This window comes from Paenibacillus sp. 453mf (assembly GCF_900116105.1).
GTDB lineage: Bacteria > Bacillota > Bacilli > Paenibacillales > Paenibacillaceae > Paenibacillus > Paenibacillus provencensis.
Genome location: NZ_FPAC01000001.1, coordinates 1278179 through 1295400, shown reverse-complemented (window position 1 = coordinate 1295400; position 17222 = coordinate 1278179). Strand labels below are relative to the sequence as shown.

At 45.0% G+C, this 17222-nt stretch carries 20 protein-coding genes; 6 read left to right on the top strand and 14 right to left on the bottom strand.

Going from position 1 to position 17222, the window contains the following annotated elements; genetic code table 11:
* Positions 1-11 precede the first annotated feature (11 nt).
* Both BM415_RS06240 and BM415_RS06235 read right to left on the bottom strand, forming a co-directional pair.
* Positions 12-893, bottom strand: coding sequence for a carbohydrate ABC transporter permease (locus BM415_RS06240; RefSeq protein WP_091155765.1), 882 nt, complete (start codon positions 891-893; stop codon positions 12-14).
* Positions 894-910: 17 nt separating this feature from the next.
* A complete protein-coding gene (locus BM415_RS06235; RefSeq protein ID WP_091155764.1) occupies positions 911-1846 on the bottom strand; it encodes an ABC transporter permease in 936 nt (311 codons plus the stop codon).
* Positions 1847-2180: 334 nt separating this feature from the next.
* Here BM415_RS06235 and BM415_RS06230 point away from each other — a divergent pair, with 334 nt between their 5' ends.
* Positions 2181-4484, top strand: coding sequence for a helix-turn-helix domain-containing protein (locus BM415_RS06230; RefSeq protein WP_091155761.1), 2304 nt, complete (start codon positions 2181-2183; stop codon positions 4482-4484).
* A 96-nt stretch (positions 4485-4580) separates the two neighbouring features.
* On the opposite strand, the gene BM415_RS06225 is transcribed toward BM415_RS06230, so the two are convergent.
* The 8 genes from BM415_RS06225 to BM415_RS06190 all read right to left on the bottom strand — a co-directional run bounded on the left by BM415_RS06225 (position 4581) and on the right by BM415_RS06190 (position 10114).
* A complete protein-coding gene (locus tag BM415_RS06225) occupies positions 4581-5801 on the bottom strand; it encodes an aminotransferase class I/II-fold pyridoxal phosphate-dependent enzyme (RefSeq protein ID WP_244533162.1) in 1221 nt (406 codons plus the stop codon).
* Positions 5802-5984: 183 nt separating this feature from the next.
* Positions 5985-6413: a hypothetical protein gene (locus BM415_RS06220; RefSeq protein WP_091155759.1), complete on the bottom strand. Its 429-nt coding sequence runs from the start codon at positions 6411-6413 to the stop codon at positions 5985-5987.
* A 119-nt stretch (positions 6414-6532) separates the two neighbouring features.
* Complete coding sequence (locus tag BM415_RS06215; RefSeq protein ID WP_091155757.1) at positions 6533-7033, bottom strand: DinB family protein; 501 nt, start codon at positions 7031-7033, stop codon at positions 6533-6535.
* Positions 7034-7276: 243 nt separating this feature from the next.
* Positions 7277-7741, bottom strand: coding sequence for a hypothetical protein (locus tag BM415_RS06210; RefSeq protein WP_091155755.1), 465 nt, complete (start codon positions 7739-7741; stop codon positions 7277-7279).
* Positions 7742-7818: 77 nt separating this feature from the next.
* Entirely contained in the window at positions 7819-8295 is a 477-nt protein-coding gene (locus BM415_RS06205; RefSeq protein WP_091155753.1) for a hypothetical protein, read from the bottom strand.
* A gap of 11 nt (positions 8296-8306) precedes the next feature.
* A complete protein-coding gene (locus tag BM415_RS06200; RefSeq protein ID WP_091155751.1) occupies positions 8307-8846 on the bottom strand; it encodes a TlpA family protein disulfide reductase in 540 nt (179 codons plus the stop codon).
* On the bottom strand, positions 8843-9385 hold the full coding sequence (locus tag BM415_RS06195; protein ID WP_091155749.1) for a MauE/DoxX family redox-associated membrane protein: 543 nt from the start codon (positions 9383-9385) through the stop codon (positions 8843-8845). Before BM415_RS06195 ends, BM415_RS06200 begins: the two co-directional genes overlap by 4 nt.
* Positions 9386-9475: 90 nt before the next feature.
* Positions 9476-10114, bottom strand: coding sequence for a hypothetical protein (locus tag BM415_RS06190; protein ID WP_244533161.1), 639 nt, complete (start codon positions 10112-10114; stop codon positions 9476-9478).
* Between the two features lie 465 nt (positions 10115-10579).
* Here BM415_RS06190 and BM415_RS06180 point away from each other — a divergent pair, with 465 nt between their 5' ends.
* Positions 10580-10783: a hypothetical protein gene (locus BM415_RS06180; protein ID WP_091155742.1), complete on the top strand. Its 204-nt coding sequence runs from the start codon at positions 10580-10582 to the stop codon at positions 10781-10783.
* Positions 10784-10878: 95 nt separating this feature from the next.
* Here BM415_RS06180 and BM415_RS06175 read toward each other — a convergent pair whose 3' ends face one another.
* From BM415_RS06175 to BM415_RS06165, 3 genes are all read right to left on the bottom strand, one after another.
* Complete coding sequence (locus BM415_RS06175; protein WP_091155740.1) at positions 10879-12702, bottom strand: ABC transporter substrate-binding protein; 1824 nt, start codon at positions 12700-12702, stop codon at positions 10879-10881.
* A 172-nt stretch (positions 12703-12874) separates the two neighbouring features.
* Positions 12875-13591, bottom strand: coding sequence for a 3-ketoacyl-ACP reductase (locus BM415_RS06170; protein WP_091155737.1), 717 nt, complete (start codon positions 13589-13591; stop codon positions 12875-12877).
* A 74-nt stretch (positions 13592-13665) separates the two neighbouring features.
* Complete coding sequence (locus BM415_RS06165; protein ID WP_091155734.1) at positions 13666-13884, bottom strand: PNPOx family protein; 219 nt, start codon at positions 13882-13884, stop codon at positions 13666-13668.
* A gap of 218 nt (positions 13885-14102) precedes the next feature.
* On the opposite strand from BM415_RS06165, the gene BM415_RS06160 reads away from it, so the two are divergent.
* The 4 genes from BM415_RS06160 (at position 14103) to BM415_RS06145 (ending at position 16533) form a co-directional block, all read left to right on the top strand.
* Entirely contained in the window at positions 14103-14939 is an 837-nt protein-coding gene (locus BM415_RS06160; protein WP_091155732.1) for a TrmB family transcriptional regulator, read from the top strand.
* Positions 14936-15664 carry an AzlC family ABC transporter permease gene (locus BM415_RS06155; protein WP_091155728.1) on the top strand — a complete coding sequence of 243 codons (729 nt, stop codon included), beginning with the start codon at positions 14936-14938 and terminating at the stop codon, positions 15662-15664. Before BM415_RS06160 ends, BM415_RS06155 begins: the two co-directional genes overlap by 4 nt.
* Positions 15661-15984: an AzlD domain-containing protein gene (locus BM415_RS06150; RefSeq protein ID WP_091155727.1), complete on the top strand. Its 324-nt coding sequence runs from the start codon at positions 15661-15663 to the stop codon at positions 15982-15984. Before BM415_RS06155 ends, BM415_RS06150 begins: the two co-directional genes overlap by 4 nt.
* Before the next feature lie 147 nt (positions 15985-16131).
* Positions 16132-16533: a secondary thiamine-phosphate synthase enzyme YjbQ gene (locus BM415_RS06145; RefSeq protein ID WP_091155724.1), complete on the top strand. Its 402-nt coding sequence runs from the start codon at positions 16132-16134 to the stop codon at positions 16531-16533.
* A 128-nt stretch (positions 16534-16661) separates the two neighbouring features.
* Here BM415_RS06145 and BM415_RS06140 read toward each other — a convergent pair whose 3' ends face one another.
* Positions 16662-17084: a hypothetical protein gene (locus BM415_RS06140; RefSeq protein WP_091155723.1), complete on the bottom strand. Its 423-nt coding sequence runs from the start codon at positions 17082-17084 to the stop codon at positions 16662-16664.
* Positions 17085-17222: the final 138 nt, after the last annotated feature.

Here is a 17222-nt window from a genome sequence, read left to right as displayed (position 1 = left end):
AAAAACCTCAGTTATCCTTTAATAGCGCCAATCATGACACCTTTAATGAAATATTTTTGCAGGAACGGATATAGGATGAGCATCGGCAGATTCGTCACCATGACGGCTGCGTATTTGATGGCTTCAACCTCCATCAAGCTTTTGGAATATGTATCGCTGCCCAAGTCCACCATATTTTGCATTTGATTCTGAATTAGAATTTCTCTTAAAAACAGCTGCAGCGGATACTTATCCCTGTCAGATAGATAGATCAGAGCGTTGAAATAGCTGTTCCAATGACCTACGGCATAAAATAATACCATAACCGCCAGCACCGGCCCGGACAGCGGAAGGATAATCCGGACAAGCAGCTTCAGGTTGGAGCATCCATCCAGAAATGCTGCCTCCTGCAGCTCTCTTGGAATGGAGCTTTGGAAGAACGTCCTCATAATTAGAATGTTCCACACGGATACCGCTGTAGGCAGAATCATCGCCCAGAACGTATCCAGCATCCCCAGATCCTTAATCAACAGATAGGATGGGATCATGCCTCCGCTGAAGAACATCGTAAACACGATTAGGATCGTAAATGCATTTCTCCCTTTGAAGTCCTGACGAGACAGCGGATATGCCGCAGCAATCGTCATCACCACATTGAGTAGGGTTCCAAAGAACGTGTATAGAATCGTGTTAAAGTAACCCTTCATCAATTCGTTATTCTCAAATATCCGTTCATAACCGACTAGAGACAAACTCTTCGGCCAGAGCCATACCTTGCCCAGCATAACATCCTCCGGACTGCTAAAAGAGGCGATCAGTACAAAATATATCGGATATAAGACAATGAGAGAGACGAGTCCAAGCAGAATGTATATTGCAGTCATGACGTAACGATCTCCCCGGCTTTCTGCCATTCTTATAGGCCTCCTTTCTACCAAAGACTGCTTGAGCTGACTTTACGTGCAATCCGGTTAACCGTGAGTAACATAATGAAATTAACGACAGAATTGAATAGTCCGACTGCGGCCGAGAAGCTGTACTGTGCCCCGAGTATACCGCTGCGATAGACATTGGTAGAGATCACATCCGAGCTTTCCATATTCAAGTCGTTTTGCATCAGGAATACTTTCTCGAACCCGACGCCAAGAATGGAGCCCATGTTCAAGATGAGCAGTACGATAATCGTTGGCGCGATGCCCGGTAAATTGATATGCCATATTCTACGGAGCCTGGATGCTCCATCCACTCTGGCTGCTTCATGAAGCTGCGGATCAATCCCGGCAAGAGCTGCGATATAGATAATGGAGCTCCAGCCCATCGTTTGCCATACACCGGACCATACGTAGATGCTCTTGAACCAGCCAGGTTCTGTCATGAAGCTGATTGGCTCCCCGCCAAATAACGAGATGACTACATTAATGAGTCCAGATGCGGGAGACAAGAACATCATGATCATGCCCACCATGACAATCGTGGATAGGAAGTGCGGCATGTACGTGACGGTTTGCACAAATTTTCGAAACTTGCCTGTTCTCAGCTCATGGATCATGAGTGCAAGGATAATCGGAATGGGAAACCCGACGATCAGCTCGTATATGCCAATCCCCAGCGTGTTCTTAATAATTCTCCAGAAATAGAAGCTGTCAAAGAATCTCTCAAAATGCTCGAAACCGACCCAAGGACTCCCCATGATCCCTTTGTTCGCGATGAAGTCCTTGAAGGCAATTTGCACTCCATACATCGGAATATAATGAAAGATAATGAAGTAAGCGAGCACAGGCAGAAACAATAAGTACAGCTCCCAATTTCGGGTCCATGCTCGCAGGCTGCTTCTCTGCTTCCATTTCTTTCTCTCAGTTACCTGCATCTTGGTTGCTATATCCTTCCCAATACTTAACACCCCCTTTTTACAGTTACAAATGCAAGCACTGTGATGTCACTTCCAAGTCACATGATACAAGAGCTTTTGCTAGAAGGGTATTTACCGTTTTTTGGTTTGTAGACATCTATTCAGAACTTTACAAAACCAATCATCTTTTCTTAAAAACACAATACAATCTTAAAAAATACACAGCTGTATTTTACATCTGATTTACAATGGTGCCCCTGCGATTTAATACTGTCTTGCTACAATAAGCCGATTAAGAAGGATTCGGTCAAGCTTTGGCAGCACAGAAATAACGTTAGGAGATGAATGTACGATGAAGTGGATCTGGGCCCGCAAGCGTTCTTTATACTTTAAAATATTTGTGAGCTTTCTCACCCTCATTCTGTTGTTTGGCTGCTTCTATGTGCTTATCTATACAATGTTTCGTAATGGACTTGAGCAGGAAATTATGCGCAGCAGTCAGACGCAGACGGAGAATACAGCGGAGAGATTTGCCCAGCATTTTGAGAGAATACAGATTCTGCTCTTTCATCTATATCACAATCCGGATCTGATCAGCTTTAATAGTGAACTGACGAGGTATGGCATTGACGGAGCGAATTTCTTGAAAGCCAAGGAGGTTATTGAGGAGATTCGACGAGAAGCCTATAATTCGTTGTTTATGATCCAAGATGTCATTGTCCATTTGGATCAGGCTGATCTTGCGTTTGGCAAGAGCGGCAGCAGCAGCAGTGAATATATGTTTGAGCGTTTTTATCATAATGTGAACTATACCCTATCCGATTGGCAAGAAGAGCTTAATCAGCAAGATTCATTTCAAATGCTGACTGCTTCTAACTTCGAGCTTGCGGCGATGAACATCGAGTCCAAGAAGCTGATGCCATATATATTCCACTATCCCGACACCTCTTATCAGCTTGTAGCGATGATTGATATTGAGCAGGCGGCAGATGCATTTTACGGGACGACAGGTCAAGGAAATTTAATGCTGATGGATGAAACAGGAAATATCCTGTACAGCAAGGATGGAAGTGCTCAAGCTGATCAGATTCCCCAATTCACTCAAGATGAGAACATAGTGAAGCACAATGGAGTTTATTATTTCAAGACCACTGGCAGTGATGGAATCACCTACATTACATCGACTCCAGACACGCAAATCACCGTTCAGCTGCAGCATATCTCCAAATATCTACTGCTGGTGTTTATCGCTTCACTCGCGGTCGCCATTATAGCTGCAGTTGTACTTAGCAGAAAGCTTCACTCCCCTGTGAAGCAAATGCTCTCAAGTCTGTTGGATCGAACTCAGGGCGATGCTGGCGAAAGTGAACCTCCTATGGGGATTGAATCCAATACGGCGGGACAGATCTGGGAATATGATCTTATCCACAGCCGAATTCAACAGCTTCAGAAAGAAAAAGAGATGGTTATCCAGCGGATGAAGGAGCAAAAAGCAGCGCTCCAAAGCTATACCTATATGAATCAGCTCAAAAATATCAACACCGACATAAATGAGTGGTCAGACTTCCTGAACAGCTCGGGGCGATATCATATTGTTTATTATGATATTCGTTTGCGCCAAGCCGGAATGGAGGCTCAGGAAAATAAGATCCGGGTTATCCGCCATTTGCTGGAGCATATCCATCTGATTTCTTCAGAATGTGTGCAGGATACACATACATTCCAGCTGGAGAGCGATGAAATCGTCTCCGTATTGAAAGGAGCCTCTGCACAGGATTTGAACATGCTGCTAGAACGAATCAAGCAAACGTTCGATGCGGACCAAGAGCATTATCTTGTGACCGTAGGCGTCAGTCCGCATGTTGCTGATGCTTCCGGATTTAATGAGGCGTATCAACGTTTACGAAATCTGTCATCACAAGCCTATTTAATAGAAGAAACTCAAATTATATTTGAGGAAAGAGCGCTTCCTGAGCTTCCTCCCATTTCTTCAGCCATGCAAAAAAATCTACATCAAGCTCTACAATCAGGGGATGAGGAACGCTGTATGGAGCTGATTGAAGAACTGCTGGTGCCATTTTATAAGCAAGGAGCCGGAATACAGCAGTTTCAGGAGTATGCTCATCTCATTGCTGTAAAACTGTTGGAGAGTACCAAGGAGCTTCTGCCCGGCGAGGATACCTACCCTGCACTGAAGCTGTGGATGGAAGGAATAGAGCATTGTCATTCCTTTGCCGAGTATCGTTCAGGCTTCCTTCCATTTGTCTCGGCTGCATGCGCGCTTACTCGCAAACGCCAGGACTTAACATCAGAGCCCATCGTCGTTATGTTCTTCGAAATTATTCAGCACAAGTATATGGAGGACATTTCGCTGGATTACTTATCCGACAAGCTCAATTTATCCAGCGCTTATCTCTCAGCCTATATTAAAGAGAAGACAGGAATGAATTTCAGCGAGCATTTGCAGGGAGTGCGCATGTCCAAGGCATGCGAGCTGCTTGTGACTACGGACCTGAATGTGAACGAGATCAGCCAGCTCGTTGGATATCATAATATCACCTCCTTTAACCGATCGTTTAAGAAGCTGACCAACATGACGCCTGGTGCGTATCGGAAACAGCGTGTTCTGCAGGAGCATAAGCTGAGCAATGGATGAAAAAAACACCTTCAAGAACATGTCCGCATTTTGTCAGGATGTGCGGTATGCATTGAAGGTGTTTCTCGTCTTCCCATAATGTTTACATCTCACTTATTAAATTTCGTACTGACGGATAAACCTGCCCATTCGTTTTGCCGCTTCTATTAGCCTTTCCTGTTCTTGTACGAGAGCAATCCGAACGTATCCCTCTCCTTCGGTTCCGAAGGCTTCGCCAGGGATGACCACAACCCCTGTTGCCAGCAGTAATTCACGGGCAAATCTCCGTGAGGCCTCTGCCGATCCTTTAAAACTCGCAGGAAGCGGAGCCCATAAGAACATCGTCGCTTTTGGTTTCGGAACATTCCAGCCCTCGGCTGCAAGCGCCTCGACAAAAGCATTTCGGCGAGCCTCATATAATGGAGCAACTCCCCGATCTCCTTTCCCCTTACTCATCGCCTCTTCCAGCGCAGCAATCGCTGCTGCCTGAATGGGTTCGAATACTCCGTAATCAATGTTGCTCTTCAGGTCACGAAGTGCGGCTACCACTTCCGGGTTACCAGCTAAGAAGCCAATTCTGCAGCCAGCCATATTAAAGCTCTTCGAGAAGGAATGAAATTCAACGGCGATATCCTTCGCGCCTGGAAGTTCAAGAATACTCATAGGCCGATAATCATCAAATGCCATCTCAGAGTACGCCAAGTCATGTACAATGAGTACGTTCCACTTTGTCGCGATTCGAATCAATTTCTCATAAAATTCTGTATCCGCTGTCACCGCAATCGGATTTCCGGGAATATTAAGCAGTATGAATACAGCTTCCTCCCATACTTGATCAGGGACATTATCTAAATCAGGTAGAAAATCGTTTTCTTCCTTCAGTGGAAGATACCAAGGCTTCACCCCAGCAATGGCAAGAGAACCAGCGTATATCGGATATCCGGGATCAGGAACAATGGCTAGATCTCCAGGATTACATATGGCCTGAGCCAGGTGTGCCAGCCCATCTTGAGACCCCATAAGGGCTAAAACCTCTGTATTTGGATCTACATCCACCTCAAATCGATGCTTCATCCATGCAGAAGCCTGCTGACGGAAAGGCTGGCTGCCGGAAGTCCCCGGATAAGCATAATTGCTCTCATCAAGAACGGCTTCACTCAATATGTTTCGAATATGAGCCGTGGGCCCGCGGTCAGGGCTTCCAATGCCCAGATCAATGATCTCATTGCCGGAAGAGCGTGCTTCTTCTTTCCATTCTGCAACCTCTGTAAATATAGACGAACCCAAATATGATAATTTCTCGGCCCTCCAGGACCGCTTTATTTTCTTAAATGTCAATGCATGCACCCACTCTTGTTTTTTCCATCTATTATATCATGAATGAATTTCATCATATGAAATTGATTCGCATGGAGGATTCATGTGGCAGGTAGAACAATAGACAAAAACTCTGCCAGTGGCAGAGTCTGTCATACCATTCTTACGAATATACTAATGAAAAATTAATTAAAAATATCTAGATTATACAGCATCAGAAACAAGAATGCCGCTGAAGTTCTCAGGCCCTACCCGAACGGTTCCGAGCAAGTTAGATGTAACAAACGCTGTATACGTTAATTGTGGTGCTATCGGCGGGTTAAAATCTGCCGCGTTGAACGTAATAACTTGAGGAGCAAGTACACTTAAATTAAAAGTTGAAGTCGCTGAATAAACGAGGGGATCTGTTGAGGCGGTCCCTCTGACGATCGTAATCGTAATCCCTACGAGAGCAAGAGGAAGCTGCAATGATATCGTCCCTTGTAAAACGACACGTGGATTTGCACCAGCCCCTGCGGTTTGAAGTCCGATCTGACCAAATAATTGCGGAGTATTAATGACTAGAATCGGGATGGAAATGGAGTTGGCAAAGCTGGCGTTCTGTGAGGTTCTGGAATCAATAAACTCTGACATAACCTTACCCCCAATCCTATTAAGATATAATATAGTATGTTACATGACAGATTTGGTATGGGTGATTAATAGGAGGTAAGCATCTAAATATATGAACCGAAGAGGTATATCGACAAAAGCTAGATTCCTTGATTGTGAACGGTTTGCGGTTGAATGAGTCCTCTTCCTATTACATTTGGAGATAGAGGCGGCTTACCGATCTCCCTTGCCCACAACGATATTTGTCCAATATGATGAATCTGGTGTGCAATCGTGTGCCGCATAATCTCTCCCCATGCATCGACGTTCACTTGACCTGTAGGTTCGTCAAAATAAAATGGAGTTTCCTCCATACTGTCGTTCCAATTCTCAATAAACTCCTTGATGTCCAGACGGTAACGTCGATCGAGCTCCTGAATCTTGTCCACTGTATTGAACTCATCGAAATTCTCCTCATCATGGGACTTCCCTTGCATCATTTGGATCCAGCTCCACTCCACATCAACAATGTGAAACAGTGTTCGCATGATGCTGCCGACACCGCCAATACGCTCCTTGACCAGTTCCTCATAAGGAACATCCCGGCACCATTCATACCACTGTTCTCTCAGCTGCCAATTATGCTTAAACCATACCTTCATCCTATCATCCTCCCGTAAAATATTGGAATAACACGGATATTATATCAAACACCACTCCCTTTGTAAGCACATATGTTCTTCATTCAACTAAAATATACCTCAAAACTTAAATTTGAATGATTGAAGAAACTGCATTGAATAAAAAATAAAAACTGCGGGGAATCCCGCAGTTTTATCCGATCAACTTTCCTTAATGTATGATCCTGAATTTCGAATTATCCCTCCAATCCCTTATCGTGCGAACTAAATCAATAAACTGAGTGTAAGCAAATTGAACAATGTGAGGGGTAAAATAACGTTCGGGTTTGGCCCTGAGCCGAAACCTGGGCCATATCCAGGACCTGGCCCAAATCCGGGGCCGCCATGACCAGGTCCATATGGCCCATTACCTCCACCGGGTCCCCAGCCTGAGCCAGGTCCTCCGAGTCCGGGTCCTCCGGGACCGAACCCAGGTCCTCCGGGACCGAACCCAGGTCCGAATCCTGGGCCGCCAAATCCCCGCTGTTCATGAACTCTGATATATACATGATGAGGGTCTACATTTACGATGGTACCTTCAAATGTTTCGCCATCCAATGTTTGTATGCTGACGTCATGGTTCATGAATTGCTCACAGGACTCTTTTACATATTGCCGATACTTCTTCAAATAATCCGCTGTCTCATGTTCACATTGAAACATCAATTGTCGTTCACGCTGAGTAGACATGACGTTCCTCCCTGTTCTCTTCTTTGTTATGCAGTATATGCAAATGCCCATATATAAGTGTTTGCTAATTGCAGATGTTAATATAATAAGGTCGATTGACATCCACAAATGACATATTCTCCATTAATACGTGCACCTTGGTAACACCAGTTTCCCGGCGTATACGGCATAATTTGCTGAGTCACACAATCCGTGCATTTGGTCCTTAACCCTACAGGATCACTGGTATACCACCATCCCGAAGGATGCGGGCACAAGCCTCTGCAGCCCATAAGCGCATTGTATGTTGTGCATGTCACATAAGTGGAAGGACAGGCACCGTCTGAACCACACCCGCGGCACAGCTGACCATGTGGAGGAAAACAGGCCCCCGAGAGATAAGAAATTTGGGCCGTATTACGATCACGAATGAATAACCTGGCTAGTGCTACCGCTATCGCCTCGGCAGCTTTATTCAAGGCTTTGCTTACCCCATAAGCATAATTCCATTTTCTAACTTGCCTGCTGATGAAGTCCTGGATCTTTTCATCTTTATTTTTTGGATTTCGCCACATACTTCACCTCTTCATGAAGCTTTTGAAGCCTTAACATATAATTCCAGTTGGTCTCTGCTGTTAACTAGACCTTTGTGCTTGATTATGCCATCCCGGTCAATCGCATAGGCGAACGGTGTTACCTGAACATCGAGCTGATTCGCCAAATCCGGACTTACCAGCATCACCTCATCTGTATAATTGATCTTTCTCACATACTCAGAAGCAAGCTCAGCAGTTGAGAATAACAGAAGGATCGGCTTCACCTCATTTAACTCCGCTATGCGCTTGAAATCCGGCATTATCTCTGCACATTCTTTACAGGTTGGAGAACCAAAGAGCATCAAGGAGGGGGAGCCGAGCAACTCGACTGTCGACCACTCCTCCCCTTCTAGCCTCAAGGCTGCAGCTGCAGGTATCTTGTTCCCAATAGGAATTCCAGACTGATTCACTCCCCGGGCCGTTCCCATAATCATGATCCCGAGCTGCCTGAACAGCACTAGATTCAGAATAACGAGCGGAACGACCAACAGCCACAGTATGATATACGATAGCCAAAATAAAATATTCAACCTCCGCCTCCTCCCCGCTTGCTTATGACTTGCCGGTTTAGACTAGCCACGGACCGGTATGCTGCAATGGCATACAGCGCATCAGGCACGCCTACAGCAATGAGTAGAGCGAGCAGTACAAGAATCATATAAATTAATACACCTTCGGGTATAATGACGGGTTCGTAGAATTGGTAAGTAAAATAACAGATCCATATCCCAGCAAAGACAAACAATAGGTTCAGTAGAACGAGCTTATAGCTTAAATTGGAGCTCACCTGAGGGCCTAGACAGCCGCAAGCTACCTTACCTTTTGTATGCATGATGAACAGAACCCCTATAGCTTGAGACAGATAAACCAGTGACAGAAGAATAAAGCTGAAGGAAGATTGGTAAATGAAGACGATAAGAGCAGCAAGAATTTGTACACTGATGAGTGCCTTATAGAGGGATGGATGCGCTGGAAAATTACTCGGATCACCAAGTACTTTTCCCCAAATGAAACTGGCTGCCGACATGAGTAATGGGAAAGACATAAGGATAGCAAGAAGTTCGTACATACCTCTACCACTCCATCTCCATATCACTCTTGAACACTAGCCTAATCACAATCATTCTTATGATTAGAAATACCCATTGGCTTCGTCACATTAGGAGACTAACAGTACCGCAATAGAGCCCAAGATAAGCAAGTAGGACAGCGTCAGCCTTATTGCCGTGAGGAGTGTATAATGTCCGGCTCTTTTTTCAAGCAATCGATACACCAACGAACGGACCACAGGGAGACTGTACACCGTCCCTCTTATGCATCCGAAACAGCATCCAGCGACAACACTTGCCCACCACGGTGAAGTGAATAATGATACAATGACGTAAGTATGAAACAGCACACCTGCCTGCAATGTGAGGAAGCCCAGCCCCAGTATATTTCCCCACAAGGCTGCAGTCCGATAATCCGCCTTGCTAATCCAGGAAGAAGGCACGATAAAGTTGCCTGAAGGCAGGATCGCGGACTTGTTGAACATCTCAAGAAGCATAACAATAATAAAACATGTGATCAGAATAGGCTCGTAATAGGCAGAAACTGCCGTTAGGCTGATGATCGCATTCAGCCCACTAATGATCAAGCCGGTCACGGTCCCACCAGCCATGCAAGAGATAATATAGATGAATGCATATTTGACTTTATTCCCCTTCGTATGCTCAAGACTTCCCAATACGTTAAGTCCACAGGTGGTATCTACACTTGCAACAGCAGCACTTATGGCAAACAAGAACAGGATCAGCAATAGCAGTGTTCTCCTCCCTTCGAATGCTATTTACGCCCCATCTATTTCAGCATATGAACCATTCACGTTATTTATTTCTTAATTCAAGAGCGTGGCCATAGGTTATTTCGTTAAATTGACATTTGCCCTGACATTCGTACCTGATGATCTTTCATTCTCAAGCATACAATAGGTATGTACGATTTGATCTCATAACGTAGAGTGCAGGTGTGCCGAGTGAATTAGAAGAATCAATTATATGTAAGAATAGAGCAGGATCACAGCCATCAACAAGGGCAGCAAGCATGGCAAGAAGCATCCTAATCATCATCCGTATCCAAAACGTCACAGCAAGAATCGTCATGTAAAGCCATACTTCCCAATGAAGCTGAATGGTTAAAAGGGGAAATAATCGGTGTAAGGTTTACACTTTTTAGAAGCTATTCTCAGCCTCATAATAAAGACATCAAGAAGGAGGTCTTTATTATGGATGATTACACACAGCATAAGCTGTATGAATATCAGCAACAAATTTGGGAACATCAGGACCGCAGAGGGATTTTAAGAGCTTATTCAAGCAGCAGCGCAAAGAAAAGGATGAAATTAAGGTCTCATGTTGGATTTATTAATCTAAGCCTGTTATATGGTTTCTTCCGGAAACGCCGGTCACGAAAAGCAAAATCCTCTTAAAAAATGAACAGGTGGATTCAAAGAAAGAGCAGGTCTGCTAAAATGCAGCCTGCTCTTTTATTTCAGAATTTTGTATAACTCAATTTACCTTTGAGCTATGCTTTCCAAATTTCCTTGAAATCAATCCATCCGAGCGAATTAATAGCTACTCCTTTGAAGGAAGCATCGGATTGTATTTGAAAGCTTGAATGATTGAGAAACAGCACATGGGCTTCTCTTCTCAAATATTCCTCAACCTCTTCGAGCATGGCCATTCGTTCATCAGCCCGTCTGCAAGCCAGAGCACGATCTATCCGCTCGTGTACCCAATCCGCTATACCGGGGTCCAGCAACTCTTTAACATAACTGCCGTGCTGTTCATAATTCTCGACCAGGCACACCTCTTCACCCGGCAGGACGACGGAATGAATAATACAGTCCAGCTCTTCTACTAAATGGTCTTCCAGAATATTGGTCATGTTTTTGGCAACAACAATCGCCTCAATGTTCAGGTCAGCAAGTCTTCCCCTAATCCATTCTGCGTCACGCACATGCAGTCCATAGCTGCCAATAACAAGGGGTGATCCATCGTATCCCGATTCCTTCAATAACGCTCTGGCATACTGCTCATCCACATGATGTGCTTGCCTTGAATAGCGGTTGTCTGCAAGAAAGGAATGGGCCGGGTGGGAGCGATGCTCTCCTAATTCCTGTATCATTCTCGCTCTGTCCAGATACAGATTAACCGCATGACGAAACTGGGCCGTTTGCTGACTCCCCTCTTTTGTCATGTTCCAGGTAAGAAGTCCGGTGCAGTAATGCTCAGAACCAATATTGTCAAGCGGCTTTATGTCCTCCGGAGCTTGAGTATCCAATGCAGCAGCACTAGTGTCCATTACACTTTCAGCAGTCAAACTGTTCAGACAGCTCCATTTTCTAGACGAACCTCCTATAATTCCTGCCTCCTCCGGCAACGTAGCAACAATTACGCTGTCTAAGTAAGGCCGACCCTGGTAGTAATAAGGATGAGCATTCATGGTGAAGCAGCCTTCCGTCCATTCGGCAAACTGAAACGGCCCTGTTCCAATCGGATGCTTCCAATACTCCTCTTCTGAGAGCCCCGCATAATCCTTAGGAAGAATGGACATGGATACCGCTGTAACGAATCGGAGAAAGATCCAGTTCGGGCGATATAATACGAAGCGAATGGCATGAGATGACAGGACTTCAATTTGCTTAAGAGACCTGAGAATCCAGCTATTTCTTCTATTTAAGGCAAGCCTCTCCATCGTAAAACGGACATCCTCAGAGGTTAACTTCGTTCCATTATGAAACAAGACTCCTTTTCTAAGGTGAAACGTCCACTCCGTAGCATCTTCATTGGATTCCCAGTGGTGCGCCAGGGCCGGAATAAACCGCTCTGTATTTATATCGTAGATCACTAACCGGTCATAGAGCTGCTGTATCATGTGAGCGGACAGGCTGCAGAAGCAATCCGCAGGGTCCATTGTATTTATTGGCCGATAGATTGGTATTCTTAGTACATCCTTTGTCTCACTGCCCGTTTTATGTTCTTTTTCGAGTCCAAAATAGCCATCCAGCCATAGAGAGAACTGATCAATCGAATTCTGTTCTCCATGAGTATGGAGCATCTCGAAGGCTTGTTTAAATTGTCCCTTTTGGGCAAGATCTTTGGCTATTGTGATCAGCATCTCTTCCCGATCGACAAGGAATGTAAGCCTTGATCTATTCCCTCTGCCCCTGCCGGATACAAAATTGATCCAGCCTTGTTCTGTCATTTTTCGTATAACCAGTTTCGCATTTCTCGTCGTGCAAAATAGGATCTCAGCGATACTCTTAACGGTAACCTCAATTGAGACATCGCCTGTTCCTCTGGTACGCAGCTTCTGGTTTAGTACAAGATATTGCTCATACAGCATGATCACTCAGCCCCTCCTTTGGTAAGAGAGTTTCCTATCCATACATTGTACTCCTTAGGATGGAGCTTAGGAATTATTTTTTCATCGAAAAAACCATCCGTGGTTTATTACGAATGGTTTTATATTGGTCGTTGGTATGTGGTGACTAACGCACCCTGTATCTAAGCCAACATTATGGATTAGTTGACCACATTCCGGCTGATTTAATGAAGATTCTAGAATTCAGCTTCAGCTGTGCCAGCATATACTCAGCGAGATCTTCTGGCTGCATTACTTTTTCCGGGTTGCCATCTGTCAGGTTCAGTTCTACCGCCATATCGGTTGCAACCGTACTAGGGGTTAAGGCGCTCACACGGATATTGTGCTTTCTCGCTTCTAGCATCAGAGATTCTGTCATAGCCAGTACCGCTGCCTTCGATGCACTGTAAGCGCTCGATACCGGGGAACCCTTCTGCCCTGCTGTAGAGGATATATTAATGATGTCTCCCGTCTTACGTTCGATCATTTGCGGTAATACCGCTCTAGTTACATAATAAACGCCAAGCACGTTCACCTTGATGATTTGCTCCCACTCAGCTGGCTCAAGCTCCAGGAATCCGCCAAATTTGCCGATACCCGCGTTGTTGATCAGAATATCTATAGGTCCAAGCTCACTCGTAATATGATTCACTGCTTGATTCACAGATTCAAGATCAGCCACATCCGCACTTGCCAATGAAACACGAACTCCGTATTCTGTTAGCTCAGCAGCCACCTTCTCCAAATTCTCAACACTTCTTCCCAGCAGTCCAACATGAATACCTTCCTTAGCAAAATAAATGGCGGTTGTTCGGCCTATCCCTCTGCCTGCACCTGTAATGAGCGCTGTTTTACCTCTAAGATCCTGCATGTTGATTCTCTCCTTTATTTATATCTAAATTTTTATGTAATCGTCAGTCACTCCATTATAACTTTTCCGTTCATTCATTTCCAGCCGTTGATAGCCAAGTGCACCTTGAACATTTCGCTCGTATTCGAATGCTCTTCCTTAAGAATCCATTGATCGTGACTACAGATACCCGCCTGTTTAAACGCCTGCGGGCAATGCACGAAACACTTCTCAGCCTCCAATACAACGGCAAGACCTGTGCGGTTACCCGGCCGATCTGGGAATGCCAGATGCTTCTCGTCCAATATCTTCACAAAACCCGGTTCGTCTCCCGCGGTGAGACGTCTGCCTTACGCTCCAAACTGGAAGTAGCCAGAAAGAAGATCGAAGATTTGGACTCATAATCCCGAATGCTCTCATCAATGATACTAATCGACTTCTTCACGATCGCGAAAAAACATTGACAATATTCCTTACCTTACCTATAGTGATTGGTACACTAACTACTACAACAAAGGAGCCATCTGACCTCATGGACGAAGAAATCTATCGATCACTTCAAAAATTGGGCTACTCCACCTATGAATGCAAGGCATATATCGGTCTATTGAAGCATTCACCTATTACAGGCTACGAAATCAGCAAACGAACCGGTGTACCACGATCTATGATCTATGAAGTGCTAGGGAAACTCCTGGATAAAGGTGCTGTTCACACGGTACCAAGTGATCCTGTAACCTATGCTCCTCTGCCTGCGAGAGAACTCATCAATAGAACCCGCAGCGAATTTGAACAATCCTTTCAGTATCTCGAAACGAGACTGACCGCTTTGGAAGGAGAACGGGAGGTAGACGTGATTCATCGTATTCATAGTGATGCTCATGTCATTGCGGAGATGAACACGATGATTAAGCAGGCAGAAGAAGAACTGTGGTTCTCCATATGGGAGAATGAATTTTCGTATATACAAGATGAAGCAATCAACAGGCAGGAGCAGAAGCTCCCTATATACGCGATCGTATTTGGTCCCGATCAGATCAAGCTCGGGTTTACAACCCATCACAACTACATGTCTCCGCAGGTAGCAGAAGAACGCATGGGCGGCAGACTGACCATTATTGCTAGAGATAACAAGGAAGTGCTGATCGCTAATTTCTCGCCGGGGTCAACAGCTTGGGCTATCAAAACAGAAGATCCTGCACTCGTTCTGGTTGCCATGGAATACATTCGCCACGACATCATGTTCTCAGAGCTCGTCAAGAAAGTCGGCTCCGATAAAGCAGAAGCATTATGGAGAGGACACAAGGATTTGTATCATGTTGTAACAGGCAAATGGGCAGGGCATCAATCGGAGGATTTAAAGAGATGAGTATTCAAGCTGAAAGCAATATCCCTATGTCCAAAGATCAAAATTCATTTATTCAAGGCATTAAAGACTGTGTACCTACCCTGCTGGGTTATATGAGCATCGGCTTTGCCTTTGGAATTGTAGGCGTATCCTCGGGGCTCAGTATATTCGAAATTGCGCTTATGTCCATTCTCGTCTATGCCGGTTCCGCACAGTTCATTATTTGTGCCCTGCTTGTTGTAAACACGCCTGCTTCAGCTATTATCTTAACCACCTTTATTGTGAATCTAAGACATTTTCTGCTCAGCCTTACGATTGCTCCTTATCTGACAAGATATTCTATCTCTAAAAATATTGGCTTCGGCGCACTTCTTACCGATGAAACGTTCGGAGTAGCAGCGAATCGCATTGCAGAACAGGGCTCTCTATCAGGTAAATGGATGAATGGACTTAACCTAACGGCATACTTATGCTGGATCGCAGCATGTACGCTCGGGGGAATATCAGGGCAGTGGATCGCTGATCCGGAAGCATTGGGACTAGATTTTGCTCTTGTTGCCATGTTTGCTGCTCTGCTTGTACTTCAGCTGAACAGTACCGAGAGATCCAAGCTGAAGCACCGCCTTTCACTGGTTCTATATATGGTCATCTGCATGATCGTGTTGTCTTACTTCGTTCCGTCTCATGTAGCGGTATTACTCTCCACTGTCATTGTAGCAACGATCGGGGTGGTGACTGAACGATGAATACAAGCATGACGATGATATGGCTGTTCGCAGGCTGTGCACTTGTGACTCTGCTGCCTCGAATCATCCCGTTTATTTTTGTTCGAAGTGTCCGGATGCCTGATGTCGTATTGAAGTGGCTCTCCTATATTCCAATCTGTATTTTGTCAGCTCTTGTTATTGAGAGCATGATATCAGAGACGGGTGATCAGATTGCGATAGATTGGAGTACATTCATTGCTCTTATTCCTACGCTTGCCGTTGCTGTGTGGACTAAAAGCTTGTCTGCAACGGTTATCGTGGGTGTTGTATGTATGGCCGTGATCAGACTTTTTATGTAACTGTATTGTGATCTATACAAGTGAGACGACAACGTAACCCCCTGTTGCTGCAGCTTCCGATTACGGCATTCATGGAGCACTAGTTGCGCTCATTCGACATGAGGGTACAATATTAAGGAATAGAATACTTATTCTTGGAGGGATTAGATGCTGCAAAAATTGGAGCTTAGAACATCCAGCAGAGATGAGATGAGGGATGTTACACAGGAAGTGAGAGCTGTGGTTGCGAAGAGCGGTATTACGGATGGGATTGCGATTATTTATTGTCCTCATACTACCGCCGGGATCACCATTAATGAGAATGCTGATCCCGATGTCAAGCACGATGTACTGCTCCGGCTTGATGAAGTATTCCCATGGAATCATCCCAAATACTTGCATGCCGAAGGAAACACGGCTTCGCATTTGAAGGCAATAACGACGGGAACATCGCAAACGGTAATTATTCAAGAAGGAAGACTAGTTCTAGGCCGCTGGCAAGGTATTTACTTCTGTGAATTCGACGGTCCCCGCGATCGAGAATACCATGTGAAGATCATGGAAGGCTAGCAGCCTAATACAAATAACCGGCTTATGGAATCTTTTCTTCCAAGCCGGTTTTTGTTATTCATTTTTCTAGCCCTTCTTCATAGCCACCATCTTATTAGGGTGTGAGTCCTCTTGCTTCTATTAGCACATTAATCCGAATACAACTGGCCATTGAAGGATTCCGGGCCTACCCGAATGGTTCCAAGCACGTTAGCTGCGACAAACGCAGAATAGGTAAGCTGAGGCTGAATTGGCGGGTTAAAATCCGTAGCCGTGAAATTAATAATTTGCGGTGCAAGTAAGCTTAAATCAAAGGTTGAAATGGCTGAATAGACGACAGGATCGGTTGGCTGCGTACCTCTGACTACCGTTATTGTAATACCTGCAAGTGCCAGTGGAAGCTGCAATCCGATCGTTCCACTGAATACAACACGCGGATTTGTGCCGACACCTGCTGTTTGTAAGCCAATCTGACCAAACAGCTGTGGCGTTCCGATGACAAGAATCGGTATTGCGATGGAGTTGGAAGAAGTCGCATTTTGCGATGTTCTTGAATCAATGAACTGAGCCATTATTTCACTACCTCCTGACAAGAATCGTTAACATATCCTATGCCAGCGGAGCCTATTTCAGTCCTATCGCTAACAGCAGCCCGAGCGCATAATTGTTCCGTTCTGCCGCAAAAAACAAGCCAAGAAGGTTAACTGCCT

Bases quoted from the DNA above. Each gene is read 5' to 3' on its own strand.
- BM415_RS06145 (WP_091155724.1), top strand. From the start codon at position 16,132: ATGCTGCAAAAATTGGAGCTTAGAACATCCAGCAGAGATGAGATGAGG.
- BM415_RS06235 (WP_091155764.1), bottom strand. From the start codon at position 1,846: ATGCAGGTAACTGAGAGAAAGAAATGGAAGCAGAGAAGCAGCCTGCGA.
- BM415_RS06210 (WP_091155755.1), bottom strand. From the start codon at position 7,741: ATGTCTACTCAGCGTGAACGACAATTGATGTTTCAATGTGAACATGAG.
- BM415_RS06155 (WP_091155728.1), top strand. From the start codon at position 14,936: ATGAGTATTCAAGCTGAAAGCAATATCCCTATGTCCAAAGATCAAAAT.
- BM415_RS06170 (WP_091155737.1), bottom strand. From the start codon at position 13,591: ATGCAGGATCTTAGAGGTAAAACAGCGCTCATTACAGGTGCAGGCAGA.
- BM415_RS06175 (WP_091155740.1), bottom strand. From the start codon at position 12,702: ATGCTGTATGAGCAATATCTTGTACTAAACCAGAAGCTGCGTACCAGA.
- BM415_RS06150 (WP_091155727.1), top strand. From the start codon at position 15,661: ATGAATACAAGCATGACGATGATATGGCTGTTCGCAGGCTGTGCACTT.
- BM415_RS06215 (WP_091155757.1), bottom strand. From the start codon at position 7,033: ATGAAGGTATGGTTTAAGCATAATTGGCAGCTGAGAGAACAGTGGTAT.
- BM415_RS06230 (WP_091155761.1), top strand. From the start codon at position 2,181: ATGAAGTGGATCTGGGCCCGCAAGCGTTCTTTATACTTTAAAATATTT.
- BM415_RS06240 (WP_091155765.1), bottom strand. From the start codon at position 893: ATGGCAGAAAGCCGGGGAGATCGTTACGTCATGACTGCAATATACATT.
- BM415_RS06180 (WP_091155742.1), top strand. From the start codon at position 10,580: ATGGATGATTACACACAGCATAAGCTGTATGAATATCAGCAACAAATT.
- BM415_RS06195 (WP_091155749.1), bottom strand. From the start codon at position 9,385: ATGTACGAACTTCTTGCTATCCTTATGTCTTTCCCATTACTCATGTCG.
- BM415_RS06160 (WP_091155732.1), top strand. From the start codon at position 14,103: ATGGACGAAGAAATCTATCGATCACTTCAAAAATTGGGCTACTCCACC.
- BM415_RS06140 (WP_091155723.1), bottom strand. From the start codon at position 17,084: ATGGCTCAGTTCATTGATTCAAGAACATCGCAAAATGCGACTTCTTCC.
- BM415_RS06205 (WP_091155753.1), bottom strand. From the start codon at position 8,295: ATGTGGCGAAATCCAAAAAATAAAGATGAAAAGATCCAGGACTTCATC.
- BM415_RS06220 (WP_091155759.1), bottom strand. From the start codon at position 6,413: ATGTCAGAGTTTATTGATTCCAGAACCTCACAGAACGCCAGCTTTGCC.